Genomic DNA, 25,881 nt, shown 5'->3' on the forward strand with positions numbered 1-25,881 from the left:
CTCAATTTCTCCACGGGACACCGTTGATTTTGACCACTGAAGACACGATATCGATTTCGCCTGGACTCATGCTGATTCGTGTAGCCCCGTCATCCGTCCGAAGCTGTACGGCGCTCGTCGAGTATTCCGAAAGAGTGCGAGGCTGGCTCCAAACGCCAAGAAGCGCAAACCCGTCTGAAAGATCGTGCCTGCGCCTCTCAATTTGATTTTGTACGCCTCCACTGCTAAACCAAGCGTCGATACATGAATCTGCGAAAACAACCAAACATTCATCCCCTGGTTTCACAGGCAGCGTCAAGGCAAACCCGCCGGCCCGCGGGATTACGATCGGCACATCCAGGAGCAGCGGTATTTCCACCCAGTGCTGGAGCATGTACGAATCGATGATCTTTTCCCGGATTGCGACCTGAACACTGACCGTCTGCGTCACTGGATCGAATTCCTGAATGATACCGGGCACCGCCACCCGCAGATTGCTTGCGAAATTTTCTAGCATTCGTCGATAAAATTCTTCACTGTTGCCTTTCCCCAGACGTTCACTGATAGGCACGCCCATCGCTATACCTCCTCACCACGGGTTTGCCGTCGCTGCCGAAATCATACCGGGCAATATGCCAGCTTGGGATACGGCTTCGCATTCACATTCCCAAAGATCGCCCCGGGTATCACCGGTGTAGGTAATGCCGATCACTCGGTATATGCCTTCATTGTCCAAATTCCTAATCGGCTGCCCCTGTTGGAATGTCTGCGCCCGAATCAAACTATTGTCAATGTGTACCAAACTATTTATCTTGATTCGCGGATTAAGCAAAGCCTTAAAGGTAACCCCTTTGTCGTTCTGCGCAGGCACGCCAAGGAGCCCTGACTTGGGTGACAATTCGATGATCTCGCCTTCTGGCAGGTCCGTTGCGCGAACGATATTTACTTTCCCATCCTCCATATAAAAGGAAGCATCCTGAGATTGCGCGAGCTGCCGCAAATAGTCTTTCGCCAAACCAAAAACGACCTTCCCCCGGCTGAGCTCCTGACTACTAAATTCACTTGAAATGAACCCCATTTGAGTTGTGACTTTCGCTTGGCCAACAACATTTTCTACAATGCTCCGTGAAGTTTGGCCTTTAATCATGGAAAAACCAACGAACCCGTGATTCATGAACCTATCGCCGTCCAATGAGTATAGAGTGAGCCGGTAGGTCACACCGTCCTCTTTGTCACGGATCGGCTGAATGATGTCGCCGTCAAAAATCAAGCCGTACTGATCGCCCTCGTATCCAGCTTCGACAATAATTCGATTCCCCTCACGGATGATGGAATTTTCCGTATCCGGTGCCAGGTTATACATCACGATTTCGGAAAAGTTCGGCTGCTGCAAAATCGTCTTCTGAATTTTGAAAGTGCAGCGAAACTGCGAGACGTCCAAAGCAACCCCATCAGGCCGGCTCACCATGACCCGGTATCTCCGGCCGTAAAGGATATTTCCAAGCGTTTTCGAATTTGCGACAACCCCATAATTGGTTGATGGTATGTTGATATTGAACTGCGGAGTTGGATTTGCTCCAAAAGAAATGCCTGGCATCGTCGTCGTCGGAGCCGAGGGAATGTTCTCCCCTGATTGGCCCTGATATTTGAGCCAGATTCTGAGCCGTCGCTGATAGTCATGATCCGGTATGGCTGGTCCAACATACGTGAGAGTGAACTTACGGAAATCCTTTCCGGCGCCGTTCCATACCCGTTTGATGACACACACGGCAACACACATTGAAAACGCGTCATTGCCAAGCGTGAGTTTTTGCAGTCCAGAATGCGTATCCGGTAGCTGAAGCCTGTACTTATCCGCCGCGTATTGGAATGCGTACTTGTGCCATTTAGGCCAGACCTGACCGAATCCCAACGCGTTTCCTGAATCCCCTAAGATATTGGTGCCGCTCGTCTCGGCCTCCACGGTTGCAAGGACGATATTCAGGTCCGCTCCCTGATCTCGAGCTTCTGCAGCAGCAAGACTCTTCCAATTATCTGCCATAATGATCAGTCACCTCACTGTATCCGTCCAGACTAAAACGAAATCACTGCCCAGATTCGACTTCCCAGGTATCCCAGCCTCAACCGCGCTGACCGGTACAACTGCAGCACTTCCTATCCCAAGATAAGTATATTGCCCGAGTAGATCGGCAGCCGGAAATAAACCGGTCACAAGCGGTACGGCGTCCAGCAGCAGCGTATTCGTTTTCGTGTCAGTTATCGACATAAACCAGTATTCCGCGAAACCGTTCCATGTGAATGTGAAGCCTAGCGTGATATTCTTCGAGTCGATTGGAAGTGTACATGTAAAACTCTGATTGGCGCCTGGCATAAGCGGAATCACTTTTGTAGCCAAAGCTCCCCCCCCCCCTAATGCCCAAGCAGCATGCCAGATACTTGCTTCAAAATGCTTTGATTCGGCGTGACCGGTTCGGGAGATCCGCGCTTCGAGCTGTCCGTCACTTGGGGCCTAGAACTGATTTTTACCGTTGTCACTTGGGCCACCAGAATTTCCCGAAAGGTGACTGTACACCGTAGGCCATGGTATGTCGTGAAATCGTCCGGCGCGGAAAGGACTTCTACCAGCATGTTTGGATACAAGCCGAGTCGCGTATGGACCTGAATCGGAACCCGGAGATCTTGTATCTTCTTCAACACGTTGAATGCTTCGACCGATCTATCATATCCACCTGTAAATTGACCGGGAACGCGGCTTTCATTGACACTCGACATGGCTACATCCATTGATAGCTCGCGTGGCTGCAAAAATGCATGATCGGACACAGCCGCGCCCGTTTGTACCGGATGGTCCGTGATCGTGAGCCTGCTTGTGTGATCCATTTTTAAATAGGCATCAAAAAACCAGCCTCCGATGTTGGTTTTGGTGTAAACCAACTGAACAATACTTGGATCCGATAAGTCCAACAGCGGTGAATTATCCATTATCGAATCACCCCGCTCATGTTTCTGATGAACATCGATTCCATATGATTCTGGGCCGCCCCAGCTGTAGCATTCGGATCAGAGCCGTAAATATTGAATGTAGGATTCATGGACACGTTCGTATTATTGTTTGTGTTGTTCTGGGTGTTCTGAGGGTAGATATACCCTGGCGCCGGAGGACCGAGTACACCGTTCTGTCCTTCGTTTCCACTAATCGCTTCAGCAACGAGACCCATTGCTCTATTGAACTTATCCGTAAAATCTTGACTCTTCCATTTGTTTGTCAGTTCTTTCGTTGTCCACCAAATACTCTCCCAAAACCCCTGATTTTCAATCTCAGGTTTTTGTGCGAGGCGTTCCGCTGCGCTTTTTCCCGCTTGTTTTGTGTTATCCAAAAAACTACCATCAGTTAATGAAGATATCACGTTCACATATCCGGCGATCCCCTTCAAAAGATCGTTAACGGTTTGAAGCGATACTATTATTACATCCCTAAGGATTTTTCCAATCTCATCTAAGGTTGTTTTGGTCTCGTCCAACCCTAGCAATTTGTCGATCAGTTTGGTGACACCGTTAAATAATTTTGAAACAGCCCCCAGGACTTCCTCGAAATTATTTTTAAGATCGGTCAAAACCCCTTGCTTACTCAATTCAGTATACAGATCCTGAACCCATTTTTTTGCACCTTCGAAAATCTGCTTGATCACATTAAATGTATTAGTGAATGCTTTTTCTAAATTGTCCAGTGTCCCGTTCTTTTTCAAATCTTCGTAGAAACCAGCAATTTCTTTTCCAACGTTTTCTATTCCTTGGGAGATAGATTCGAGTGCTTCAATCCAGCCCTTTTTGAAGTCTTCTATAACACCGTTACCCTTGAGCTTGTTATAGAAATCTTCGAGTTTCTTCCAGAAAGAACCGAATTGCGATTCCCCGCCGTCGAGATAGGTGTAGAAATCATCCAGCAAAAGGATCAATGCGAGCAATGTTGCAGTAATAATTCCAAAAGGCCCGGTACTAATAATGACTCCCAGCGCCGCGACGGCTGCCCCGATCAGCTTCAGGTTCCGCGGTATAGCGCTGCCTAAGTCGTTGAATATCCGTGCGATATCCTTGAAATACCGAAAAGCGGCAATGCCCATCCGCGCGAACCAGCTCATCACCTGAGCAATAATTTTCGTCCATGACGGCATTGTTTTGACTATGACGCCGTTGATCTCTGACAACGTCTGCTTGATCTGCTTCATCGGTCCTTCCATATACTTCACGAAGTAATAACCGATCCATTGCAAGGCATAAGTCGCTTCAAGCTTCATCCGCGCAAATTCAAACTGTATCGATCGGACCATCTTCATTTGTTCAGCAAATTCAGTCGGCGGCCGCAGGCTCTTTGCCTCTCGGTTCAGTTGCTGGAAGTCTCGCATAAGCTCCGGGCTCAAATACAGGTCTTGCAAGGTGACGCCCATCGCTTTGAGCGTATTATTATAGGCGGCTGCAGCGTCTTTGCTCATCCACAATTGCCGGGCAAGCTTTTCGTTCTCCAGGTCCGCCTTCGCCAAATCTCCGACGAACTTTGCGATTGCAATGCTTGAAGCAGCGACAAAAGAAGCTACAGCCGTGGTAGCAAGAGCAAATTTGGTCACTGCGCTGCCCGCAAATTTTGCAATCCCCTGCTCCACGCTGCCGATGGCCTTTGTGGCTTGGTTGTAGGAGTTCGGGTCGACGCTAAATCCAAGGGAAACCAGGTAACTTTTTATGGTCTCAATCACGGCTGCCGCCTCCTTTCCGCCGCTTCATAGGCGCGCCGCTCGTTCTCATACCGCACCTCGAGCATTTCGTGCGCGTCCAATAGATCGTCGAGAGTGTATGTCCCGTCCCATACTTGATGCTGCTGCCATATCCCGGTCATTACCGGCGCATAAACAAATTCGTTCACATTGATCAGTCTTGCTGGGATGTATTCAAGAGCCCCCCGACCAGTGAAGCCAAGGGACTTCCGGAGAAAAAACCCTTCACGTTGAAAATCAGCGTATGTGCGGTCAGGGCGAGCACTGTCATCGTATCGTCCTCGATCCCCGTTACACCAAAGGTGCCATTCGAATTTAATACAGGTGTCGGGCCAGCCGGTAGCACTTCGCTGCACACCTGCAGGCACTTGCCTTGTACATATTCGAAATCCTTCTCGGATAGGTTCCCGAGCTCCGACAAAAGGCCGGGGATGTTCAGTGCCTCCAGTTTAACCTCGCTTGCATCCTTCGCTTCCTTGAGCTTTCTCAAGTCCAAGTTTTTGAACAACGGGGCGAGCAGGCCGGTGATTTTGATCAACATAAAGGACCCGGTCAGTGCATCGAATTTTTTTATTCGAAATGTACGTCCATTGATTTCAACATTTTTATAATTTTCAATTGGGTTCATGAATAACTCCTCCTATACAGCGTCTTGCTGGATGTCAGCAGCCATAAGATTCCAAGTTATTTGCTGTGCTTGAGCCTGATACGGTTTATCAGGCAACTTCTGAAAACTTACCCCTGTTGAAGTAATCAAGTCCTGCATTTGAGGGGAACGGATCAAGAGCGTCATGCCGGCCCATTGATTCGTGGGAGCCGTTTCGAGATAGTTGTAGGTTTTTAATAACCATTTGTTCAGGTCGCTCGTCTGCTGGACAGAAATAGAATGACTACCGTTACGAGCTTTTATTTTCGAGACCATTACAGAGCCATCAGCCGAAACATCATGGGTTGTTCGATCGGTAGTCATGATCGTCGTGATGCTGCCGAGGCCCGCCCCAGTAGCGACAAACTGGCCGACTGCCGGATGAGAGATCACCATAGTTACATCGCTGAAACTGTAGGTTGAATGTGGCATCTTGTCTTCCTCCTATCGATTTACGACGACTCCGATGACGACATGCTCGATTGCGCCGGCCATCTTGATCGGGACATATATCGGAGGCGATTTTCTCGCATCCCGGTCGGCTTGCGATTGATTGGCAAGCGAATCCGCTAGGACCATGTATCCGGTCGCCAGCGTATCGCCTGTTTTCAGACCTAAAACCGGCGCACCCTTCCATACCCCTGGAGCGATGACTCCGCGCGTTCTGGCTGCCTCGCATGGAGCCGTGATTGCCGTCGCCAAAAGACTCACGCCTTCCTCGGTCTGGGGAATCTTCGGTCCCGTCGTCAAAGCATTCATGACCGAAGTCTGGATCTCGGTTGTGAGCACATCCAAATTCAGTACTTCATCAAAATGCACGCCATCAGCCATGGTTCCTTTGACAAGAAGGTTGTAAGTCGCGCCGTATTTCGTATACACATTCCCGAAATAGCCAAGGATTGTATTCATCGGCTGCGTGGTCAGAGCCTCGGGCTGGACGCCCACCTCCGACTTATAGGCCAGCGTGAACGCTGAATTGGCCAGCCCAGTATTCGCACCCATTGCGTAGCCCATTGCAGCCACCGCGGCGTAGGCTGTTGTGCTGTATTGGCCGAATGTGCGGTGTCTTTTTGCCTTCTGCAGCGTTTCCATCACGTTGCCAGCCGTGCCGGCCGGCACCTCCGTATCCTTCGTATCATAGAAGTAAGTGGACAACGGCGAGGCCGTTTCAATGTATTCGGAAATTGCAATAATGTCAGCTTTCGCGGCGTCACATAGATACGCCGCATACCAATCGGTATTTGCTTCCCGGCAGGCTGAAATGGCTTTTACCGCGGTTTCAGTGCCGGACCCATCCCATCTTCCAATCGCAACCTTATTAGGGCGAGGATTCTGGCTGAAATACATCTGGGCTGCCAAATACTCCGGCTCTGTTCCTACCCATCCGTCAGAAAGCATGTCGTCCGTTCCGCTGTACACTTTGACGCGTGTCGCAGCAGCAATGACGGTAGACTTCCCTACAATCAACCCCATATCGAACGTGTTGTTCACCGCCGAGAGCGGTGAAACCTGCACGGTCACCTTGACGATATCACTCAAAGATTGGGTCAACCGAATCACCTACTCTTTCACAATTTGTACATTCGCACTCTGCAAGTATGGCACCTCAGATTGACGAGTCACTTTCTCGTTGAATCGCGCTTGAAAAGATGTCCTATCCCACCATTGACTCGCGAAGAGTTCAGGGGTCCGGATCGGCATGCCGACGTCCGTAATCAAAGCCATATTCACAGCAGCAAGATTCATTGTCGTTTGCGGCAGAAAGAGCCCCGCGCGGACCATGTCTGCATCTCCAAAGCTGTTCGGACCATAAAATATCCAGTTTACGCGAAGGACCCGGGTATAGCTGACGGTCCGGTTCGCGTTATCCTTGTTCGCTTCGTTATAGGACACGTCCATTTGCCGTGTGTACTGGTCATCTGCATAGTCGATGAGCAGAAACCCTACGTCCACTCCATGCTTCCATGCAGGTGATCCCTTTGCCGGCCAGCCGATTCGTACGCGATTCTGACTCGCCTTCGCTCGGGGATCAAGTCCGATCAAGCGAATCGTGATGTCCTGAAAAAAATCTCCTAGTTGTAAGATCGAGAGAACGGTGTCAGCCACATCTAATCACCAGCCATTCTGACCCCAAAGGCCTTGTAATAGCCAAAATCCTGCCACGGGTTGACTGAAATAATACGATATCGGTCACCCTGCCAGACGATCTCATCCGAAATACCAGCAGCCGAGTGTTCGCCTTCGGACCGCGTGATGTATATTGGCTGCTGCGAGTAGAAGCACATCATCCCGGTTACTCGGTCGCCTTCCGGAACCTGCTGCAGATCGTCGGCGTTTGCCACCGTGATCGTTCCCTGAAATTGAATAGGGGTTTCCGACGTGGTTACAAACCTACCTCTTACCCATTCACCGGTTGTCCGATACACCTTAAATCCCTTGAGTTGCGCGAAATTCCTGCTGTTCACGATACGTCCGACGTTTATCATGATCCGCTCCCCTTCTCTACCACATAGGTAATAGCTTTTCGCATCTCGCCGCGATCGATCAGGGGTCTGTCGCTACCTTTTGCACTCTCGGTCACCGGGGAATTTGGAGCCCAGCCGTTCGCCGGATCGGTAAACCATGCACGCACAATATTCTGTCCAAGCATGCCGGCTTTTTCGAGCTCCTTCTCCGGGTCTTGGCCGTCCAGAGCAGTCTCAGCAGCTTTACGCAGTTGCTTCGAAATGACTTCCTTGTTTTTTTCGATTGCCGGCTCAATCACCGGACGCGGCGGCGAATGCCAAAGCGGAGAGCCGTGCGTATGCAGATACATCTGAAATGCCTTGCTATACGTCATCTCTCCGCTTTCAACCTTCGGATTCATTTCCTCGCGCATTTCCTTTTGCCGGACACCGTGAGTGTGGATATAGAGCAGCTCGGCATTCGTGATATCGGCCTGCCCGGCTTCCGGGGTCCGATTGTTGTCGCTACCTTCCGGTATGCCGACATAAACCTGCATCCGGGCAAGGTCGTTCAACATCTTTTTGACTTCGGGCGATAGATCAGCCGTCTTTGTCACTTTTGCAAAAGCGTTGAACATGTGCCTCATCCCCTTTAACAAGGCGAATGTTTGGTATAACTTTGTTGTCCACAGAGTAATCAGGCGCATGCTTCAAACACATGTGAGTATAATCTTCGAAGCTCGTTCCGATGATAAAATCAGCTTCCATTTCACACCCCATGTGACAACACGGATAATTGCCATTCGCATACCAAGCCAAACCATTCACCCCTAATAGATATACATGCCGCCCCGGCCGAGCATCTTTGCGATCGTGGCGAGCTGTTGACCATATATGGTCAGTTTCCACGCGGCCCAGCCGTCCAAATCTTGTCCGATCTCACCATAGTCCATGCTGACGGACACATCACCGACAGATTCAGATGTATTCAGGCCCTTCGCCTGCCCGGCAGCCAGAGCTGCAGCAGCCCCGCCGTTCGGATCGGCGGCGCCAAGCAGATACAGCGTGCAGAAGTGAGCGATAAACCATCCCATTGCGGTCTGCCAATAGGCATGCCAGCGTGCTTCCTTAACGCAGGCATCGGCCAGATTGATATACATCTGAACGATCTGCTGCGGAACCACGGGCTGCCCGTTCGCATCCGGACCGAACTGTGGATAGACGGTTAGAAAATCGCCCAACGAAAAAGGGGGATTGCTTCCAATTCTGACGTTGGAAGCCTCCCCGATTATTCCTGTGAATACCGAGAGCGAACGATTATTTGCTACGCTCATTTCGGTTCACCCTGCCTCATTGTTGTTCCTGCTGCTGGTCAGTGGCTGGTTCCGCAGTTGTTTCCGTGTCCCCTTCATCACTGGGCTCCGCTTCAGGTTTTGCCTTCGAAGCTCCCTTCTGAGATTTGGGCTTGGATGCTTTTTCTTCCTTGTTGTCGGAATCAATTGCCTTTTCCTCTTGCTTGCTGTCGATGCGCTCCAGATCACCGCTAGAGACCGCCCACTGATACATCGTTGAATGTGCTACCCAATCAGGGACATCTGCGACCCTTTCCTTTTCCGCCACAACAGCAGGGAATGCTCCGGTCGGGTGATCAAATTGAAATGTCTTTTTAGAATAGATTCGCATGCTTGTATCCTCCTTGGATGTCTTTTCTTAGATGCCGTCAGCGTACCGAGCACATTGCGTATACAGGACTTTGACTTGCCCGATTTGTGCAGCATAAGCCGTAAGATAGCTCATCGCAGTTACATTGGGTTGCGTCATGACACGGCTGAGCGGAACGGTCAAATCGAAATTCACGCGGTCTTCGTCGTTCACGTATGCAACCATCCGATCCTTGCCGCCAATACCGGCACCAGTGCACCAGCGCGATGGAACAATCGCCAGATCCACCCCTTGGTTTTTTCCGATATTATTATCCAAAAGGTACTGAAGGATCGACTTGTCCGCAGCCATACTTACTTTCGTGCTGGTGATGTACGTATATTGGATAGGCGGAATGAGAATGTGATTCGCCATACCAGTCAGATCATATTCCGAATCCGCCCAAGTAGCTGTCATCACTTGGTTGATATCGTTCAGTATTTCATCTGGCGTTTTGAATGCCCATTGAGTTTTGCCATCCGCTCCGGCAGGTACGGCAGCCGCAGTAATATAAGGGTTGTTCACCAACCCGTAAACGCTAGCTGCTGGTACCCCGGTATAAACAATATTGTCGATTGACTTGTTATAGTTCGTTCGAATACCCTTGTCCAAAATTTCATCAAGATTATGTCCGATGTTTTGGAGTTTCTGCTGATCCACAAATGGCACCTTGAGGATATTAGCAAAAACGAATACCTTATACAGGTCTTTGCTCGTATTTGCTTGGATGATCGGAATATCGTTCGTGGCGCCGCCGATAATCCCGTTCTCATTACCGCCTGTTGTGGCGTAATCAATGAACTGGTTCGAAGTAAAATCGACCCATCCGCCACCGGTTTTACTCACGATATCCCGCATCCATGTTACCGATGACAGGGGTTCAAGAAGACGAGGGTCGCGTTTCTCAAGCTCCCCGGTTAAGAAAGCCATTCCCCCGCTAATTGCCGCGTCGTTTGTTGGAATCAGCCCGCCGCCTACGACAGGGACAGTGTGCACTCGTTGTCCTAAATTCATGTTGTTATCCCCCTATTATGGATTGTTCCGCTGCGTCAGTGTGACTTCTGCCACCCGGTTAGCGTCCAGTTTGCCGGTGGTCCACTTTGCCCCTGGAACCAGAATCGTATTGGTGCCGTCTGCAGCTGCCTCGAAACCGCCAATCACCCCACCAGGGAAGGCAGCATTTGTAGCGATGCGGATATATACGGCGCCACCGGCAGACGGCGTGCCTACGTTACAAACGATCGTCGCGGAGCCGCGGGTCAAGACGTCGCACGGCTGCCCAGGCGAATAGAATCCTTGAGACGAATAATAATCTGTTGTCTGCTTCACTTCGCGCACCGCAATGCCGGCAAAAGCTGCCGCCGTGCCCGAGGCACCGAACTTGGAATATGTGTTGTCCGGATTGAGTAATACTGCATCTCCGAAATTAACGTTCGCGGTGTCCGTCGCCTTCACCAGACGGTTGTCGATGATCGCATCAGCAAGACGAGAGACATTGCCGGGATATCCGAGATTTAGAGATTTTCCAATTACTGAACCTGGCATAGTTAATCATCCCTTCATTAAATTAGTTAAGCCCGCTCTTTGTAATGCGGGTTGTATTTCTTCGCAATCTCACGGCCGAGTTTCGAATGATCAACGGCTGCCGACTGCTTCGACGAATCATTAGCAGCAGGCTTCTTCCGATTTTTCTCAATCGTTGCATACGTATTTTTTGCAGGCTTGCCTTTGAAACTTGCAATTGCCGCATCAGCAGCACGTTTGCGTTCTGCAGGATCGGGAATTAGTGCTATGACCGGCTTAATGGCTCGAAGGGCAGCAATCTTATATGCATTGTCTCCCGTTAGAGCGCTTTTTGGGCGGTCTTCCGGATCGGTAACAGGACCTTCCTCGTCCATATGCTCGACCGGAACGGTATGGCTTTCCTCCTCGTCATCAGCAGCCTGCTCGCCTTCCAATCTTGCGATCTCTGCATCAATGACGTCTTCCGGACTTGCTTCTTTTGTTTCGTTTTCCGTCAGCCGTGTGACAAGTTCGGTCAGTTTTGCGACCTGCTGAGCCAATGCTTGAATAGCCGGGTCCTGATTATCGGAGGTTTCCTTTTTTTCGGTCTCGGCAGCCCCTTCATCCGAAGCAGCACCTTTTTTCGTTGCCGGCTCGTCCCCGCCATCATCGGCCGCAGAATTCCTTTCCTCGGCCAGTGCGTCAACAGCCTCTTTGATATCTTCAGGTTCTGCATCGATTGCAAAATGTTTGAAACCGATCGCAGCTAACCAGTCCGTGACACGATCTAGTTTTTTCTTGGGCAAAGCAATTTTTTTTGACATTCCTTTTGCTCCTTCCATTTTTTGAGTTTTTGAATCTTGTATAGCAACGCGGTCACCGGCGCGGCCTTTTTTGACAACAGCCACATGGTTACCGCAAATGTGCTTCTGCTGATATGTGCCATCTTCCATAGCCTCATACATGCAGTCATACCCGCAGGATACTTCCCTCTTGCCTTCTTGGATCTCATCGATCATCATTTGATCGTATACGACCAGATCGGCTAGCAGCAGATCACTATCGGTCCCTGATCCTTGCCGGACGTTCTGGACAGCACCCTTCGCATACCGAGTGGCGTTATCCGGTGTGACCAATTCAGGGGGATGCTCGTCGGAAAGTATTTTCCCCTCAAAACTCGCCATAGCCGCCGGGCTGAATACCTCCTCGGGGCTGCGATACACCCGGACAATCTTACCGGGCTCCGCACCGATCTCTTCCCCCAGATATTCGTACCAGCCGGTACGAGCGATCGGAACGTTGTGACAGATCAGAAATCCCTCTGGCGTCGCCGTCATGTTGGGGCTGAATCTTGAACCGTAGTATGCCCTCATCGTTTCATCACCTCCCTTCAGGCAATAAAAAAAGAAGCCCATTATGTGGACTTCCGATCGTCCTCTCGTTTCAACCAATCCTGTGTGTTAATCATTTTGGCGTATTCCAGTAACCCGACTACCTCAAAGTGAGTAAGACCGTCCTCGTTTGTCATTTCAAAATCTCCGTTGACGACATCAATTTCAATAACAAGCCGCTTTTTGATTGGACTCACCTCACATAATCGATTCAAACTGCTTACGGGTCATTCTCTGTATCCGGCCGGCGTAATACACCTTTGCTGGCCATACGATCAAATCCCGATCGATGACGGGCTCCCCATAGCAGCGACAATAAAATATTTCGCCAGCATGATAATGCCCATATGTGCGCTTTTCGCCGTCAAACTGCTCCGGGCTTGGTGGGTCGCTCCATCTGACCAGCACGCCGTTCATTAACGCATGTGAGTCCCGTACGCGTGAATCCTCAGAAGTTCGCCAAACGTACCAACCCACTCCCAGATTCTCGCTTCGGGCCCGCGTGAGTGCGGTGGATGTCTTGCTTGTCTCAGTGCGCGCAATCAACTCCGCCCTTGCATTCGATTTCTCCGGGAACAGTTCCTTGATTTGCTCCGCTATATCGATAGCTCGGACACCCTTCATGCTCTCCGCCAAAATATGTTCCGTAACCAACTTCGAAACATCGAGCGGGAGGGATTTAATGATCGTCGCATTTCGTTCAATTTGATGGCGGACCGCGCCGTTTATAGACCCCTGAAGTTCTTTTCGCAATGCTTCGTTGATCAGACGGCCTTGACTGTTCCTACGGGCAGCCTGCCGCCAAGTACGCCCCGCGTCTGTAAAAAGGTGTGTAACCATCCGTGACGCTGTTGCAAGAGCATAGTCGTCCATTTCCTTGCTATATGCGAAGGCGCGGATACGCTTAACGATTTGAAAAGGATTGTCTAAACCAGCTAATAATTTTGCTAGTTTTCGCATCACGGCTAGCAATGCTCGTTTGTATGCCCGCTCGATCCGTCTTTTCGGAGCCCATATATCCGCCATAGTCTAAATCCCCCTCGGGAAGCAATTCGCCCGGGTGCGTACTGTCGTCTGCTTCTTCTATATCCTCGTCAGTGATGTTCGTGAACATGCCTGTCGAATCACTCATCTGCTTGAGCTCTTTCAAGGAGGTTTTCTGCCCGATGATACCTGCACTGTACAAGTTGATAATCGAATTCGTTTTCTTTTCAACCAGCTCCGCCACATCTTTATCACTTGGAGTACGGATAGGGTTGAAGATATAATCGATATCGTCGGGCACGGCACCGAACTCCGACATACACATGATCGGCAGCAACTTGTCGAGAACTGGCGCAAGATACGTCTCCTGGGCCTGCTGAACAGTTTCGTAATAGTTCTCCATATCGCTTTCCCCGGTTGCATTCATCCCGGCCGGCGCACGGCCGAACAGTTTCGTAACCGGCATCTGACAGGCCCCTGCAATGTCCAGCATAAAACTCTCGTAGATGTCGTTTAGGCCGCCGAACGAGTATTGGTGCGTAGCGAAATCATCGTCTTTACCCAGCAGATACATTCCCATGTTGCTCATGAGCATGTTTTGCGCTTGGAGAGTGTTGTACAAGTCCGCCTGAGCTTTCGGATCACCGATAGCAAGCAATTCACCCAGATCCCCCATCTTCAGCACACGCAGGTTCGCCAGAAAGATGAGTTGGGCGATGTTCCAACTCGTATTGTCGCGCTTTTTCAGTTCATCGAACACAACCTCTATTTCCGATGCGCCCCAACTGACCTCGGCAAGCTTTTCCCAATACGGCAGTTCTCGGCCGATGAATCGAACAATACGACTGTGGTGAACATTCATCGTCTGGCCTTCGTCCATGGTTACCTGATAGAATTTCGGTAGCCCAAACTCTGTATCATCGATATCATCAACCAATTCGGAACTTGGATACACGCCAGACCAGCGATCCAGAATCATTACCCCCTTGAACGACCCGGGCATGATCATATCGAAATCAAGCGGTTGGTCCAGAATATCTTGATGCCCTTCGATCATGGCTAAACCCACAGCCCCGCCGTAAAGCCGGGCCCACTTCAACCCCTGCAAGGTCTTCTGTTTAACCTTTCTGACACGCCAAATCTTGTCGAGCCGCCGTATTTCATCCGGCGCCATCTGCGTTGTTATCGTGATCCAGTTCCGTGTCATGTCCTCAGGAATGGTATCGATGATGCGCCGAACGATCCAATGGCTGCGGTACAAGCTGTTCATAAGCTGATAGTTTTGCGTAAGCCGTGTCAGAGGGTATTCCGTCCCCTCCAGCAAATTCGGCGTGCCATGACCCAGGCGCGCGAGGACGTTTTGAAACGCATCCGTTGTCAGTCCCAGCGGCATCTTTGTTGCGGGCATCTTTGGCCCGGGCTTCTTGCTATCTTGAACAACCCGACGCTTTGATCGGCTTCGTCTGCTCAAATTGCTCCCTCCTTTCTCAGGGCATTAAAAAAAGCACCTCTAAGGTGCCCCAAGGAAATTCTTTATATATGCGCCTATAAAACCGCCAATTGCAGCAGTTATGAGGATTTTTCCGATGTCCCAAATGACTTTTATTCTTTTCTCAACAATCACTTTGTCCATAATCAACATTTTCAACTCAATAGAAGATGTAACCCCATCAGTTGTTTTTTGGATAAAATCCTCGAAGTTGAGTTGACCTGACGACAAGACATTGATTTGTTGGAGATATCGCTTATGATCCTCAAATTCCTTAATTATAAAACAATGTATTTCCTCTTTTAATTCATTGAGTTTTCTTCGATTTAGCCTCGTCAGAGCCAAATCATCCAACAGTTTTGTCAGTTCGGACTTCATCTCAATTGCAAGGGCATTAAATGTACCTGTAACGGCTATTGAACTTCTTACAATACCACGCTCTCCATAATCTTCTAATTCATTATGAGCGGCTTGTCGTATCCTTCCCGATACAGCCTGAAGCAACATCTTAATTAACGATCCCTTACTCATCGATCATCCCTCCCGACGAAAATAATTCGACAGGAGGTAACAATTTCCTTTGTCATGCCGCTAGTCTTCTTGGCTTAATGATCGTCTTAACAAAATACCTGGCCGCATCCATTGCATGGTCCACTAATTTTAAAGGTTTTTCTTTCCCTTTTTGCCCGGCTTTTTCATCCCAAACATAACTCGCGCGTTCCTTGAGGAAATTTGGACAATTTCTACGATGGACACGAAGTTTCCGTTTGACCATCATGGTTTGAACATTACGGATACCGTCCTCGACGTCGTTATCGGCGTCTTTGACACGGTACCCTCTATTCCTAAGAGCCGCCTTAAAGCTCGCCGCGGAGGGATCTAGAATTGTGTAAATTGGGATGTCGTCCACCCCTACAAATGCCTCAAAGTCATCGGCATACTGGCTATCTTCCTTCTGGACGCCTTTCTCCTTGCCACTGTAATAATACTCGTTCAAAATCCAGCAAACATCGCCGTCGTCCCATATATCCAAAAAGACCATCGGGTTACTTGTCCCGTAGTCGATCGCAATGTAACGCCGCGCCGTCATTTTAAAGCCGGGGATTAAATCCTCATCATCAAAGGTGTTTTCCTCGTCATCCCACATATCGTAAATAATGCCTTCGGCCAGTACCCACAGCCCGAGGACGAAACGCTTGTAAAATATACCACTGAACATGTTCCGATAAAACTCTTTGCGTTCTTTCGACAGGCTCGGGTTATCATCCATAACGAAATGTAGATGAAGCGCATTTCTTTTTTTCAACTGATCGATCCATTCCACTTTGAACCAGTGGTAAGGCCCGGCAGGGTTACAGTTGAACCAAAGTTTAGAATCATCGATCGAGCAGCGCGCCGTAGCCTGGTTGACAAACGATTGAGGCATTAGGGCAACTTCATCGAAAAACATGCCTGCGAGCGTGATCCCCTGAATCAAGTCTTGACTGCGCTCGTCCTTACCGCCGAACAGAAAGATATAATTTGTCACAAGACCGCGCGTAATCGTCAATACATTTTCCGTCCGGTTGTCGTGTACGAAATAACCGCGGCTGCGTAGCATACGTTTTAACGGACCGATCACATTCCGACGGAGCGCGCCTATCGTTTTCCCGGCCATCCCCAATTGTTCATTAACAAAGGTATCCATGGCCCAACAAATGTAACTGAACGACATAGCGACAGTTTTACCGGCTCGGACCGATCCGTCGCAGATCAAAGCAGACTTGTCCCGGTGTGGACTCTCCGGCATCCACCAGGTGAGAACCTTAAGTTGCTTTTTGGAGAATGGCGACCAGCGAAAGGTAGGCGGCTTAAGCTTCAGTTTCATCGTCCCACACCTCGGCCGTCATTCCCTTTAGAGCATCAAGGAAACCATCGTCCTGCATTTCAGGATCGCGGCCGTTTTTCAAAATATTTAGCTCGTGCCGATACTTTTCTAGCTTAAGCTGCTTTTCTTCATCCATGAACCGGTTCTTCAACTCGATTGCCTTCAGCTTCTTGTCCTGGACGCGGGTCAGAGCTTCTTCGAGTTTGATGATATCGTCGATCTTCCGGTACTCTTTCTCCTCGATCTGCGACTCCACCAATTCGGTTCGGGTAACAGGGACCGTTTTCGTGACCCCCGACTTGTCGTCACGAACCGGTACGGCGTCCTTGATTTCTTTCAATTCCCACAGCACCCGGCGCTCTTTCTCCGTTAATCCTTCCATAAGGCTTTGAATGCGCTGCAGCATGCGGCGCTCCCTAATGCTTAGCAGAGTTATTGCTTCGTCCGCCTGCTGGATAGGGTCCGTAGTGACCTGCGCTATCAGCTCCTGCTCGTCAGGCTGCAGCGCATCAAGCCATATCGCTTCGTATTCTCCGGTCGTTACGGCCTTCTTATTTCCGAGCGGGCCGCCGGGGCCGCCGCGATTCCCCATTGCGTTCTGGTTGCCCTTCGGAGCCCCGCCTTTATTACCTACGGCGTTTTTGTTTCCCTTTGGGGCACCGATCTTTTTACGTTGTACAACACTGGATTCAGAGTGTTGTACAACATCGTTATTCCCTTGTTGTACAACACTCCATAGTTCTTTATCTCGTTGTTTCCATACGGCGATTTTCTTTTCATCGACACCAAGCATTTCTGCGATCTGTCGATTTGTTATTTTGCCATCATGCTCTCGCCATATCTCTGCCGCGCGGTCACGATTTGGGTCACGTTCTTTCCCCATACTACACGCTCACCACCCCCAACAGAAAAACGAGCTCCTCTCAGAACTCGTCTTTCTGCAATTCAATGTCTATTTCGATTAGCTTTTTCAGGTCATCAACCGTCCGGAACTCGATGCGGCCATCCTGAAAGTCCTTTACCCACTTGGCTATGCTCGCCTTGATGATTTTCCGGTATTGAGCTTTGGATTCGAGTATTCCTTCCATTACCGCAAGCTCATGTTGTAATAAAATATCGTGTTCGTTGCTTGTTCCCATTGCTGTATCCCTCGACTTTCCTTTATTATGGAAAACGAGATAGCGGATGTCTGCAAAATGCCGCGCGCGGCGGGCCGCTATCTCAGTCGGGGGATACCCTGAGGACGGAGGCGTTAGCGCGCCTCCTTTTTCTATTCCGTGCTCCCGGACCGGGACAATAAAACCGGCTCTATGCCAGTCCCTTCATAGAATCTCTTCTTAATGACGTCGCAGAATATCGGGTCAAGCTCCAGCGTCCGGCATATCCGGCCCATCTGCTCGCAGGTCATAAGCGTTGAACCGCTGCCGCCGAAGAAATCCACGACGATATCGCCGGACCGGCTGCTGTTCCTGATCGGGATCGCCAGGAGCTCGAGCGGCTTTTGCGTAGGATGGACATACTTGGTTACATCGCCTCGGGATACCTCCCAAACCGTTTCCGGCTGCGGCTGCTCTACAGGCAACCCGGACCGCCAAACTGTCGTTTGCTTGCGGTCGCCGTACCAGGCCGGAGCCTCCCTCCGCAAATGAGCATAGAACACAGGCTCGTGCTTGTATTTGTATTGAGCGAATCCGAAAGTAAAAGCGTTCTTTACCCAGATGCATTGGGTCCGAACAACGATACCGGCTGCATTCATGCTATCCTCGAACTGCCGCTGATAGGAGGAAGGATGGAATACGTATATCGCGGCAGCCGGGTTCATGATGGCGGCATAGTTCGAAAAAATGGAATTCAAAAAGCCGGCGAATTCCTCAGCCGGCATGTCATCGTTCATTATCTTCCCCCGGCCGTCCGCGGCCAGTCTCGCCGAATCGCTCTCAACCGCCACGTTGTACGGCGGGTCAGTCACCACAAGCGCGGCCTTGGTGCCGTCCATGAGCCGTTGGACATCGTCCCGGTCAGTAGCGTCACCGCACATAAGAATATGCCGACCAAGCTGCCACACATCCCCGCGGCGCGTCTCGGGTTCTTGGATCTCATCCAGCGCTCGCTGCACGTCGAAGTCATCTTCTGTTACCAGGGGATCAACTTCCGTGTCAACCGGAAGCCCCTGCAGCAAATTGTCCAGCTCGTCGATCGTAAATCCGGTTTGAACCGAGATCTCTTCGATGGAGAAGTGCGCCGTCAACTCTTCCAGTAGCGAAGCAAGCATTTCCTCGTTTGTACGGCCGCGGAGATTGCTCAGGCTGACGGTCAGAAGTTTGGATTCCTCTTGGCTCGTCTCAACGACGACACATACAAGCTCCTGCAGTCCGGCATCTACAGCCGCGCGCCAGCGCTTCTCTCCTTTTATGATGGTCATATCCGGTCGGACAAGAATCGGCTGCAGTACACCATGGAGCCGGATACTTTCGACCAAGGAACGATAACGATGATCGTCCATTTCGTTTGGGTTCCATCCGTTTGGCCGTAGCGCATCAACGGTTATCGTTTCGATCCTCACATGACTCACCCTTTCTCAAACCATTGCTTATTGATCTCAGCCGCTATTCTCTTCATCATGAGCGGCGGAACGCTCATTCCGCAAACATACTGAACACCCGCATCCAAGAAATCATAGTCCCGCGGGAATGTTTGCATGCGGATCATATCTATTTCACTAATATGATGGGGCTGGTCAGCTCGAATATAAACAGAAGAGCTCACGAGGGTATTCGGCACCTTCTGATCTTTAATGATCATCGTGTTAAAGTTGCTTTCCTTCCCTTCTTCCCTCTTTGTAACGTCCCCCATGTTCGTATCTTTCGGCCGCCTTTTCAGCCACCTTCGATAAGTTATCCCACTGGTCTTTATAGCCGGGGCAACTCACCGTTCGGTATCTCCTTGAACTGCTGGATCGGCATCAGAAAGGAGAACCGCGGATCATGGTTATGCCGGTATATCCGCATCATTTGGGGATCGATCTCCACATTACCGAGAACGGTGTACCCCGCCAACTTGTATCCCATGGTAGAGCCACCGCCGCAGGAGAAGCAGCTAAACACCTTGCGGTCATTATTCGGCACCCGGTCAAGATCTTTCAGGCTCCAATCCCATTCGGGCCTCATGTTGCATCCCCACCCGTAGAATCGAACAGGAAGCCGCAACGCGGGCATTTACAGCTAAAGTGATCCTCGTCGAACTCGGCCGTATCCAGCTCGCGATTCTCGAAATCCCCGAGTTGATCCTCCGGGAGTTCCCGAAAGTCATCGATCATGCGGTCGATCTCCCCCGAGTCGAAACCGGAAAGAGACATGTCAGCTCCGCTGGTCTGAAGCTCAGCAAGCAGACGGGCCAGCGCTTCGTCATCCCAACCGCCCTCGACTTTATTTAGCGCGATATTCAGCAGCTTCTCCTGCTCCGGGTCCATATCGACCACGGACACCTCGATCTCCGTCCGGCCCTGCTCGTTCACGAGGATCTTATACCGTTGATGGCCGCCGACCATATTCCCGGTCCGTTCATTCCAGACGATCGGGTCGATGTAACCGAACTCCTCGATCGATCGCTTCAGTTTTTCATATGCCGGATCGCCCGGCTGCAGATCAATCCGTGGGTTATACGTGGCAGGGTTGATCAGTTCTATCGGGACAGTTTGGATGTTCATACAGATCTCCTCCCAAAAGAAAAAGCACCCAAAGGTGCTTATACGTAAAGTATATATTTAATTGGTCCTTCTTCATCTCGTGTAGAAAGTACAATGGTGCTATCGTTCACTTCTTCGAAAACTTCTTCTATCAGCGGTTGTTGTTTCTTCATGTTTGCAAGTACAAGATTATCGCCCTCGATGAAAACGGTTAGCCCGGAAAAATGCTGTGTTTCCACCCTATCCCCATAAAACCTAGTATAATGCCCGCTTACTTCTTTTGATTTTTGAAAAAGTTCCCGAACCATATCGATTTTTTTCACGTAACTCCCCCTCTAAGTACTCTCCGTTGTGTTGAGTTGGTTTTTGTGCAAATGAAAAAGCATTGGACCCATTTATTTTTGTGGAGTTGAAGTGTTTTCCGTTTCTTTATACGTTAAATATAAGTAAAGGGTCTTCATATTCCTTATTGAAAGCAGTATTGAATGTATTGCGATAACTAGCCATAAACCCGCAAGTCCCCATGCCCACCAATAGATCGGCCATTTCTTCAAAGGTTCAGGAATAAATGAACCAATATAATAAAGAATGATGCTTGAAAATACAACAATGAGCTGGATAATAACAGCCCAAGTAAAGAAACAAACTACGGTATCAAAAAGCCTTAGCTTACCGTCACTTGTTTTCGTTTCCTTTAGCTTTCTTGCTGGTCCTCCGGTTATTGTCGAAAGAATCGTGATACTAGCGATATTAAATCCGGCCAATATTGAGATCGCTGCAATAACCTGTCCACTAACCTGTTGAAATTTCTCAATCAACACAGACAGTTTATCTGCTGTAAATGAGGTGAAGTACAATAGGACTGCTGCTAATACCACCGGAAAGAACAGATCGACAATCAACTCCGAAATCGACGCATCTTTCCAGTACCTTCTAAACGTCACTATAGGGAAGTTATTCGCCTTATAGAACGCTTTTAATTTACGCATCGTCGTCCTCTCTCCTTAGTGGAGCTCTGGCTTGGGCAATTTGACTTAATACAGTTTCCACAGAACGTAATGTTGGTTGCCCTGTTCCATCAACTTCTACCCTTCTTTTATACTTTTCTTGTGATTCATCCATGCGAATTACCTTTTCAGCTCCAGCTAGTTTCCCTTTGACTACAATTTTAGTTACTCCTGGTTTGTCTTTGTAGCTTCGGATAAAAGGAACCGCTCCTGCTAAGCCGCTTCTTCTAAATTTTGCAGAGAAGTCCAGTTTTACTGTGGTGGCATCCATACGATCTGCTTCTGATTGAAGTAACTGAACAGCAGCATTTTCGTCTGCAGCGGCCTGCGCCGTAGTAACCTCTATTGAGACCTTATTAACCGAATTCAACGCTTGAATATTATCAAAAAACGAACTATCTAAGAGGGTGCAGATTTGGATATAGGTTAACTGACTGTGGCGAATAATTGGTTCCCCAAATTGTTCTAAATATTCTTCAACACGCGGCCTGTTCAATTTTGAATGTGATTGCAACAAGAACAAGCCATCACTCTTGCGTATTAAAAAATAGGTGTACAGTGTTTCTCCTTCCCTTAGGTTTTTTGGATTTGGACGACGTCTCAAATTGTCGGCATGGATTAATTCTCCTGTTGTTCCATACTCAGCATATGCAAAGCGCCCAAACAAATAGTTCATTTCATTTGAGAAATGATCCAAGTAGATTAACCAAGAGTCATGAAACCGTTGTGTTTTTTGATCATCCGACAAGTTATAAATATGGTCGATTAGTTGTGCAACGATCGTTACATCCCACTTAACCGCGTCAACTTGATGTCTTCCCTTCAGGTAATGTAAATCGATTTGATACGCATAAAAGTTCTTAATTTTTGTTGGCAATTTCTATACCCTCCTTTTTGCCTAGTTATTCGACAAAAAGGGAGAATATTCCTGCATTATGAATAGAAAAATGGCAAAAAAAGCAAAGCCATGATGAAATTTATTGTGTTTTTTTACCAAATATATTACAATTGACCTAGGCCTTGTGGGAAAGCATCCCCGGGCCTCATTTTTTATTGTCACTATATGTTGGCAAGTGTACTACAAAAAAAGGAGGTTTCGAATGGGTACCGCTGATTGGATCAGGAAGAAGCAACTAAGTACCTTTTTTACGAAAACAATCTTATTTGCTGGCGTCGTGGCTTTTGGTTACTGGGTCATATTTCATGGATTACCACTTGCCCTTGAACATTCTCTTTCCGGCCTCACCAATTGGAAGTGATTAAAAGAAGCAGCCTACCCCACAAGGAATAGGCTGCTCAATTTATTTTCTTCGATTTTCTGCTTGGCCCGCTCGATGTTTGTCTGAACGGTCCTCTTCTTCAAATCCAACTCCTCTGCAATCTGCCTCATTGAGAACCGGAAGGCTACATGCAGAACAAAGCATTGCCGTTCCCTTTCGGAGAGATTGCACATCGCATCGTTAAGCTTAAACCGTTCTTCTTCAGTCAACTCCCGATCCGGCCCCGCCGGCCTGGTAATCAACTGCTCCATCCAAGAAGGGTCCCAAACCTTTGTTCGCTGGTGTACTGAACGCCGATCAATACCTCTTCGGCTCCCCGGCATGCGGCCGCTCTCAAGCCACTGCTCTACAAACTCGCAATCGCTGATCATCTCCGAAATCAACGAGCGGTCTTCTTTGTCTGCCGTTCGATTGTACAAAGATATGAGATCCTTCCTCGCCTTGCGGTATTCTAGCAGTAAGTCATGTAGACTCATCCTTTGCACCTCCGCTGTCATGCATATTGGTTACTGCTGCTTGGCAACGATTCGATCGATGCTCGCTTCGACTTGATTTCGTTAAAGTCTCCCCAATCGCCATGAAAAAAATATAAAATTTTCTTTATTTTACATATTTTATACATTGTGTTATGGTTTAGTTGATGAAATACATTTTGAATAGCTGGCCAGCTTTCAAATAAACATGGGCACAAAAAAACGGAGGTGTTTTAAGATGAAACTCCCAAAACGTTCCCTACTGATGACGGTTCTTTCAATCATTCTCGCTCTAAGTTTTTCAACGGCAGCGTTTGCCGCACCGAGCCTAATTTTTCCAAAAGGGACATCTAGCAATCCCGCTTATATTTCCAACGCCCCGGATTTTTTTGGCTGGAACCAATCGTCCTCGGATAATGAAGCAGAGCTGTTTCTTTCGGCAAGCAACGGTTTTCATTACACTGTTTCAACCTCTTACCCAGCGGGAAAAACATATGGAAACTTTTATTTATCCCAAGGGATGAAAGATGCTTTGCCAAGAAACACACCAATCAGGGTCTCTCTAAAAACGTACAGTAATTCAGATTTCACGGGATCGGACACCGGTTACTTTGTCATTCAAAATTAGTTTTGAGAAAATTGGGATGTCTATTTTTATAGACATTGTCAGATTGGTGAGAAACCCACGTTTTTAAGAGCGTGGGTTTCTTCACGTGCTATTCGTCAGCCGCTCCCAGCAGGTTCTGGTGCGGGCAATAGTAGTCCACCAACTCGGACTTACCGCTTCGCGGTACGGCGATGATATACCTGTCGTAGTTCGCAATCATCGCGTCAAATTTTCTTTGCGATGCCCGCAATCCTGCGGAAGGAACATTCGAGCATTTTTTAGGCCGGGAACAACTGCATGCACCGTTCCGCGCTTCTCCTTTTCACTTTTTGTGCCTGGCTACTCCATTTAACCTTGTCGCCGATATTCCACAATGCTCAATTCCCTCCCACTTTGAAACCAAGTTTTTTAAGCTGCATGCGGTCTGCTTCTACACTTCCTAATGTTGCCTCGGGACTGACGCCGGTGATTTTTGAAAACGCATCTTTCAATACAATGATTTCTTGACCTCCGTGCCTGACAACAAAATTACCAGTATGATGCTTCTGGTAAGAGATAGTCTCAGGGGCTGCTCCTTCTTGCTTGATCTGGCTCATCGTTATTTCGCCGGCTTTCCTACTCTCGATCAGATCATCAAATATCCGCTGTATGTTGTCCACCGTCGACGTCTCATAAGTGGCCAACCAACACAAGGTTTGCTTTTCAGCTTCAGTTAACTGCCGCTTAAGAGTCTGCTCTATTGAAATCAGCCGTTCCGCGCGCTCGATCCATTCATCGATCACATCGTGTTTCGTGTGTGGATTGCTGCTAGTAATGTGTTCCCTGACGTCAAACATTTCGGCTCACTCCAATCTTCTTTTATTTCCGAATCACACTTCTCGTTCCGCCACTTCAAATGTGAATTCGTCTTCGAAAAACAGGCTCATGAGATATGCACAACCGGCTTCTTTATGTTCATGCTTTGGTTCCCATGATCCTAAAATAGCTTTGATGTGCCGCAGCGCCTTCTTTCCGTCGACACCTGCACGTGGGGTAACATTAAGTTTATTGAGTCCCCTAAGAAACCATTTTCCAACGAGGTCATTCCACTTAGTATGTCCGTCTTGAAACTCCCTTGGAATATCGCTCATCGGCGGCAGCAGTTTCTTCATATCCCCACCAAAGGCCAATTGCACATCACTCACATCAACTGGTTTGCTCCAATTTTTCACGCAATGATACCTCCCAATGTTTTCTAAACCACTTCAATACGAATTAAATTCCGGATGTCTCGAACATGATCATCTATATCCCCGAAACTCCGAATTTCCAACTCGATGGGCGAATCTTCACCTTTGAAGTACAGCAGCACCTTCATGCCATTCACCGCCGATTCCCGTAGTCTATATTCAAACTTTCCGCAGCTCACGCCGGCGCCGTTCAAACTCGGTAATGCAAGCCGATTCCAGTTCCTCGATCTCCCCGAAGTCTTTGTCCTTCACTTCGGCCACGATGTAATGCGGGATGACCAAAAATTCGGTTCCGCATTCGCTGCAAGCTGGTCTTGCGAAAGCATAGCATCCGTATTTTTCGTCGGTTTGGATGTCATCGAAGTCGAAATCAGCATTTTCGAATACGACGAAACCCTTACATCCTGGTTGATTGCATTTATGTGCTTCGATTGCCACGTTCAGCCCTCCCATTCATTTTGATTAGAGCTTATCGATCAGCTTCTCAATAAGCTCTAAGATTTTGGGGAAGAATAACAAAAGGCCAATTCCAACAAAAACCAATAAGCAGCCGCATCCAGACTTTAGATCGTTGTTCAATTAGGTACGCCTCCGCCTATTCCTTGTATTTCTGTATTCATCCTGCGTTCACGAATTGGCTAGCCCACAAAACAAATATCACGGCAGCCATAAAGCCAAGGATGCTTGTAAGCGCCCCAGATAGAGCCATTGCAGCACCGTCACCTTTCAATTTGTATGCACATATGACTCCGACGAAAGGAGATACGCACATAATTGTGATAGCTAACAATGCTATCAGACCAACAAGCCGATCGTCATTCATTGCCGCC

Annotated in this window: 37 protein-coding genes; 2 read left to right on the forward strand and 35 right to left on the reverse strand. The window is 48.8% G+C overall.

Annotated elements, in window-relative coordinates; genetic code table 11:
* Position 1: 1 nt before the first annotated feature.
* The 30 genes from QJ48_RS04080 to QJ48_RS04215 all read right to left on the reverse strand — a co-directional run bounded on the left by QJ48_RS04080 (position 2) and on the right by QJ48_RS04215 (position 22,339).
* Positions 2-556, reverse strand: a complete 555-nt coding sequence (locus QJ48_RS04080; protein ID WP_054972373.1) for a Gp138 family membrane-puncturing spike protein — start codon at positions 554-556, stop codon at positions 2-4.
* A 12-nt stretch (positions 557-568) separates the two neighbouring features.
* Entirely contained in the window at positions 569-2,020 is a 1,452-nt protein-coding gene (locus QJ48_RS04085) for a phage protein (protein ID WP_054972374.1), read from the reverse strand.
* Positions 2,021-2,029: 9 nt separating this feature from the next.
* Positions 2,030-2,374: a phage baseplate plug protein gene (locus QJ48_RS04090; protein WP_054972375.1), complete on the reverse strand. Its 345-nt coding sequence runs from the start codon at positions 2,372-2,374 to the stop codon at positions 2,030-2,032.
* A gap of 14 nt (positions 2,375-2,388) precedes the next feature.
* Positions 2,389-2,961, reverse strand: a complete 573-nt coding sequence (locus QJ48_RS04095; protein WP_054972376.1) for a phage baseplate protein — start codon at positions 2,959-2,961, stop codon at positions 2,389-2,391.
* Positions 2,961-4,727, reverse strand: coding sequence for a hypothetical protein (locus QJ48_RS04100; RefSeq protein ID WP_054972377.1), 1,767 nt, complete (start codon positions 4,725-4,727; stop codon positions 2,961-2,963). The genes QJ48_RS04095 and QJ48_RS04100 overlap by 1 nt, the downstream gene beginning before the upstream one ends.
* Positions 4,724-4,894, reverse strand: a complete 171-nt coding sequence (locus QJ48_RS37980; protein WP_157261499.1) for a DUF6889 family protein — start codon at positions 4,892-4,894, stop codon at positions 4,724-4,726. Before QJ48_RS37980 ends, QJ48_RS04100 begins: the two co-directional genes overlap by 4 nt.
* Before the next feature lie 5 nt (positions 4,895-4,899).
* Complete coding sequence (locus QJ48_RS04105) at positions 4,900-5,373, reverse strand: phage tail assembly chaperone (RefSeq protein WP_054972378.1); 474 nt, start codon at positions 5,371-5,373, stop codon at positions 4,900-4,902.
* Between the two features lie 12 nt (positions 5,374-5,385).
* Positions 5,386-5,823, reverse strand: coding sequence for a phage protein (locus QJ48_RS04110; RefSeq protein WP_054972379.1), 438 nt, complete (start codon positions 5,821-5,823; stop codon positions 5,386-5,388).
* 12 nt (positions 5,824-5,835) lie between these two features.
* Positions 5,836-6,942, reverse strand: a complete 1,107-nt coding sequence (locus QJ48_RS04115; protein ID WP_054972380.1) for a DUF3383 family protein — start codon at positions 6,940-6,942, stop codon at positions 5,836-5,838.
* A gap of 9 nt (positions 6,943-6,951) precedes the next feature.
* A complete protein-coding gene (locus QJ48_RS04120; RefSeq protein WP_237762801.1) occupies positions 6,952-7,344 on the reverse strand; it encodes a hypothetical protein in 393 nt (130 codons plus the stop codon).
* A 155-nt stretch (positions 7,345-7,499) separates the two neighbouring features.
* A complete protein-coding gene (locus QJ48_RS04125; protein ID WP_054972382.1) occupies positions 7,500-7,877 on the reverse strand; it encodes a hypothetical protein in 378 nt (125 codons plus the stop codon).
* A complete protein-coding gene (locus tag QJ48_RS04130) occupies positions 7,874-8,473 on the reverse strand; it encodes a hypothetical protein (RefSeq protein WP_054972383.1) in 600 nt (199 codons plus the stop codon). The genes QJ48_RS04125 and QJ48_RS04130 overlap by 4 nt, the downstream gene beginning before the upstream one ends.
* Positions 8,474-8,665: 192 nt before the next feature.
* Positions 8,666-9,169, reverse strand: coding sequence for a DUF4054 domain-containing protein (locus QJ48_RS04135; RefSeq protein WP_054972384.1), 504 nt, complete (start codon positions 9,167-9,169; stop codon positions 8,666-8,668).
* A gap of 16 nt (positions 9,170-9,185) precedes the next feature.
* On the reverse strand, positions 9,186-9,518 hold the full coding sequence (locus QJ48_RS04140) for a hypothetical protein (RefSeq protein ID WP_054972385.1): 333 nt from the start codon (positions 9,516-9,518) through the stop codon (positions 9,186-9,188).
* A gap of 27 nt (positions 9,519-9,545) precedes the next feature.
* Positions 9,546-10,550 (reverse strand): DUF2184 domain-containing protein, encoded by a 1,005-nt coding sequence (locus QJ48_RS04145; protein ID WP_054972386.1) that lies wholly within the window; start codon positions 10,548-10,550, stop codon positions 9,546-9,548.
* Between the two features lie 15 nt (positions 10,551-10,565).
* Entirely contained in the window at positions 10,566-11,081 is a 516-nt protein-coding gene (locus QJ48_RS04150) for a hypothetical protein (protein WP_054972387.1), read from the reverse strand.
* A gap of 26 nt (positions 11,082-11,107) precedes the next feature.
* On the reverse strand, positions 11,108-12,412 hold the full coding sequence (locus QJ48_RS04155) for a DUF2213 domain-containing protein (RefSeq protein ID WP_063858016.1): 1,305 nt from the start codon (positions 12,410-12,412) through the stop codon (positions 11,108-11,110).
* A 216-nt stretch (positions 12,413-12,628) separates the two neighbouring features.
* Entirely contained in the window at positions 12,629-13,390 is a 762-nt protein-coding gene (locus QJ48_RS04160; protein ID WP_193394397.1) for a phage minor head protein, read from the reverse strand.
* Positions 13,335-14,885 carry a DUF1073 domain-containing protein gene (locus QJ48_RS35545; protein ID WP_202813823.1) on the reverse strand — a complete coding sequence of 517 codons (1,551 nt, stop codon included), beginning with the start codon at positions 14,883-14,885 and terminating at the stop codon, positions 13,335-13,337. Before QJ48_RS35545 ends, QJ48_RS04160 begins: the two co-directional genes overlap by 56 nt.
* Before the next feature lie 39 nt (positions 14,886-14,924).
* On the reverse strand, positions 14,925-15,434 hold the full coding sequence (locus tag QJ48_RS04165) for a hypothetical protein (protein WP_054972390.1): 510 nt from the start codon (positions 15,432-15,434) through the stop codon (positions 14,925-14,927).
* A gap of 52 nt (positions 15,435-15,486) precedes the next feature.
* Positions 15,487-16,770 (reverse strand): PBSX family phage terminase large subunit, encoded by a 1,284-nt coding sequence (locus QJ48_RS04170; protein ID WP_054972391.1) that lies wholly within the window; start codon positions 16,768-16,770, stop codon positions 15,487-15,489.
* On the reverse strand, positions 16,754-17,653 hold the full coding sequence (gene terS, locus QJ48_RS04175) for a phage terminase small subunit (protein ID WP_054972392.1): 900 nt from the start codon (positions 17,651-17,653) through the stop codon (positions 16,754-16,756). The genes QJ48_RS04170 and terS overlap by 17 nt, the downstream gene beginning before the upstream one ends.
* Before the next feature lie 40 nt (positions 17,654-17,693).
* Complete coding sequence (locus tag QJ48_RS04180) at positions 17,694-17,909, reverse strand: hypothetical protein (RefSeq protein WP_054972393.1); 216 nt, start codon at positions 17,907-17,909, stop codon at positions 17,694-17,696.
* 131 nt (positions 17,910-18,040) lie between these two features.
* Positions 18,041-19,273 carry a DNA methyltransferase gene (locus QJ48_RS04185; RefSeq protein WP_237762802.1) on the reverse strand — a complete coding sequence of 411 codons (1,233 nt, stop codon included), beginning with the start codon at positions 19,271-19,273 and terminating at the stop codon, positions 18,041-18,043.
* A 65-nt stretch (positions 19,274-19,338) separates the two neighbouring features.
* Positions 19,339-19,623 (reverse strand): DNA cytosine methyltransferase, encoded by a 285-nt coding sequence (locus QJ48_RS39320; RefSeq protein WP_054972395.1) that lies wholly within the window; start codon positions 19,621-19,623, stop codon positions 19,339-19,341.
* 56 nt (positions 19,624-19,679) lie between these two features.
* Positions 19,680-19,937, reverse strand: coding sequence for a DNA cytosine methyltransferase (locus tag QJ48_RS39325; RefSeq protein ID WP_054972396.1), 258 nt, complete (start codon positions 19,935-19,937; stop codon positions 19,680-19,682).
* A complete protein-coding gene (locus QJ48_RS04200) occupies positions 19,934-20,476 on the reverse strand; it encodes a ParB N-terminal domain-containing protein (protein WP_054972397.1) in 543 nt (180 codons plus the stop codon). Before QJ48_RS04200 ends, QJ48_RS39325 begins: the two co-directional genes overlap by 4 nt.
* Positions 20,477-20,514: 38 nt before the next feature.
* Positions 20,515-20,778 (reverse strand): hypothetical protein, encoded by a 264-nt coding sequence (locus tag QJ48_RS04205; RefSeq protein ID WP_054972398.1) that lies wholly within the window; start codon positions 20,776-20,778, stop codon positions 20,515-20,517.
* Between the two features lie 72 nt (positions 20,779-20,850).
* The gene (locus QJ48_RS04210) at positions 20,851-21,444 is read right to left on the reverse strand and encodes a hypothetical protein (RefSeq protein ID WP_054972399.1); all 594 of its coding nucleotides are present in this window, start codon (positions 21,442-21,444) and stop codon (positions 20,851-20,853) included.
* Complete coding sequence (locus QJ48_RS04215; protein ID WP_054972400.1) at positions 21,437-22,339, reverse strand: hypothetical protein; 903 nt, start codon at positions 22,337-22,339, stop codon at positions 21,437-21,439. Before QJ48_RS04215 ends, QJ48_RS04210 begins: the two co-directional genes overlap by 8 nt.
* 223 nt (positions 22,340-22,562) lie before the next feature.
* Here QJ48_RS04215 and QJ48_RS36610 point away from each other — a divergent pair, with 223 nt between their 5' ends.
* The gene (locus tag QJ48_RS36610; protein ID WP_157261500.1) at positions 22,563-22,721 is read left to right on the forward strand and encodes a hypothetical protein; all 159 of its coding nucleotides are present in this window, start codon (positions 22,563-22,565) and stop codon (positions 22,719-22,721) included.
* A 14-nt stretch (positions 22,722-22,735) separates the two neighbouring features.
* Here QJ48_RS36610 and QJ48_RS04220 read toward each other — a convergent pair whose 3' ends face one another.
* A complete protein-coding gene (locus QJ48_RS04220) occupies positions 22,736-23,239 on the reverse strand; it encodes a sigma-70 family RNA polymerase sigma factor (RefSeq protein ID WP_063858010.1) in 504 nt (167 codons plus the stop codon).
* Positions 23,240-23,453: 214 nt separating this feature from the next.
* Here QJ48_RS04220 and QJ48_RS36615 point away from each other — a divergent pair, with 214 nt between their 5' ends.
* Positions 23,454-23,843, forward strand: coding sequence for a hypothetical protein (locus tag QJ48_RS36615; protein WP_157261501.1), 390 nt, complete (start codon positions 23,454-23,456; stop codon positions 23,841-23,843).
* Between the two features lie 356 nt (positions 23,844-24,199).
* Here the strand turns inward: QJ48_RS36615 and QJ48_RS38470 are convergent, their stop codons facing one another.
* The 4 genes from QJ48_RS38470 to QJ48_RS04240 all read right to left on the reverse strand — a co-directional run bounded on the left by QJ48_RS38470 (position 24,200) and on the right by QJ48_RS04240 (position 25,874).
* Entirely contained in the window at positions 24,200-24,658 is a 459-nt protein-coding gene (locus QJ48_RS38470; protein WP_237762804.1) for a hypothetical protein, read from the reverse strand.
* A 33-nt stretch (positions 24,659-24,691) separates the two neighbouring features.
* Positions 24,692-25,033: a hypothetical protein gene (locus tag QJ48_RS04230; protein WP_063858011.1), complete on the reverse strand. Its 342-nt coding sequence runs from the start codon at positions 25,031-25,033 to the stop codon at positions 24,692-24,694.
* A 177-nt stretch (positions 25,034-25,210) separates the two neighbouring features.
* The gene (locus QJ48_RS04235; RefSeq protein WP_054972402.1) at positions 25,211-25,489 is read right to left on the reverse strand and encodes a hypothetical protein; all 279 of its coding nucleotides are present in this window, start codon (positions 25,487-25,489) and stop codon (positions 25,211-25,213) included.
* 178 nt (positions 25,490-25,667) lie between these two features.
* On the reverse strand, positions 25,668-25,874 hold the full coding sequence (locus QJ48_RS04240) for a hypothetical protein (protein ID WP_054972403.1): 207 nt from the start codon (positions 25,872-25,874) through the stop codon (positions 25,668-25,670).
* Between the last annotated feature and the right edge of the window lie 7 nt (positions 25,875-25,881).

Source organism: Paenibacillus sp. A3 (assembly GCF_001399685.1).
Classification (GTDB): Bacteria; Bacillota; Bacilli; order Paenibacillales; family NBRC-103111; genus Paenibacillus_G.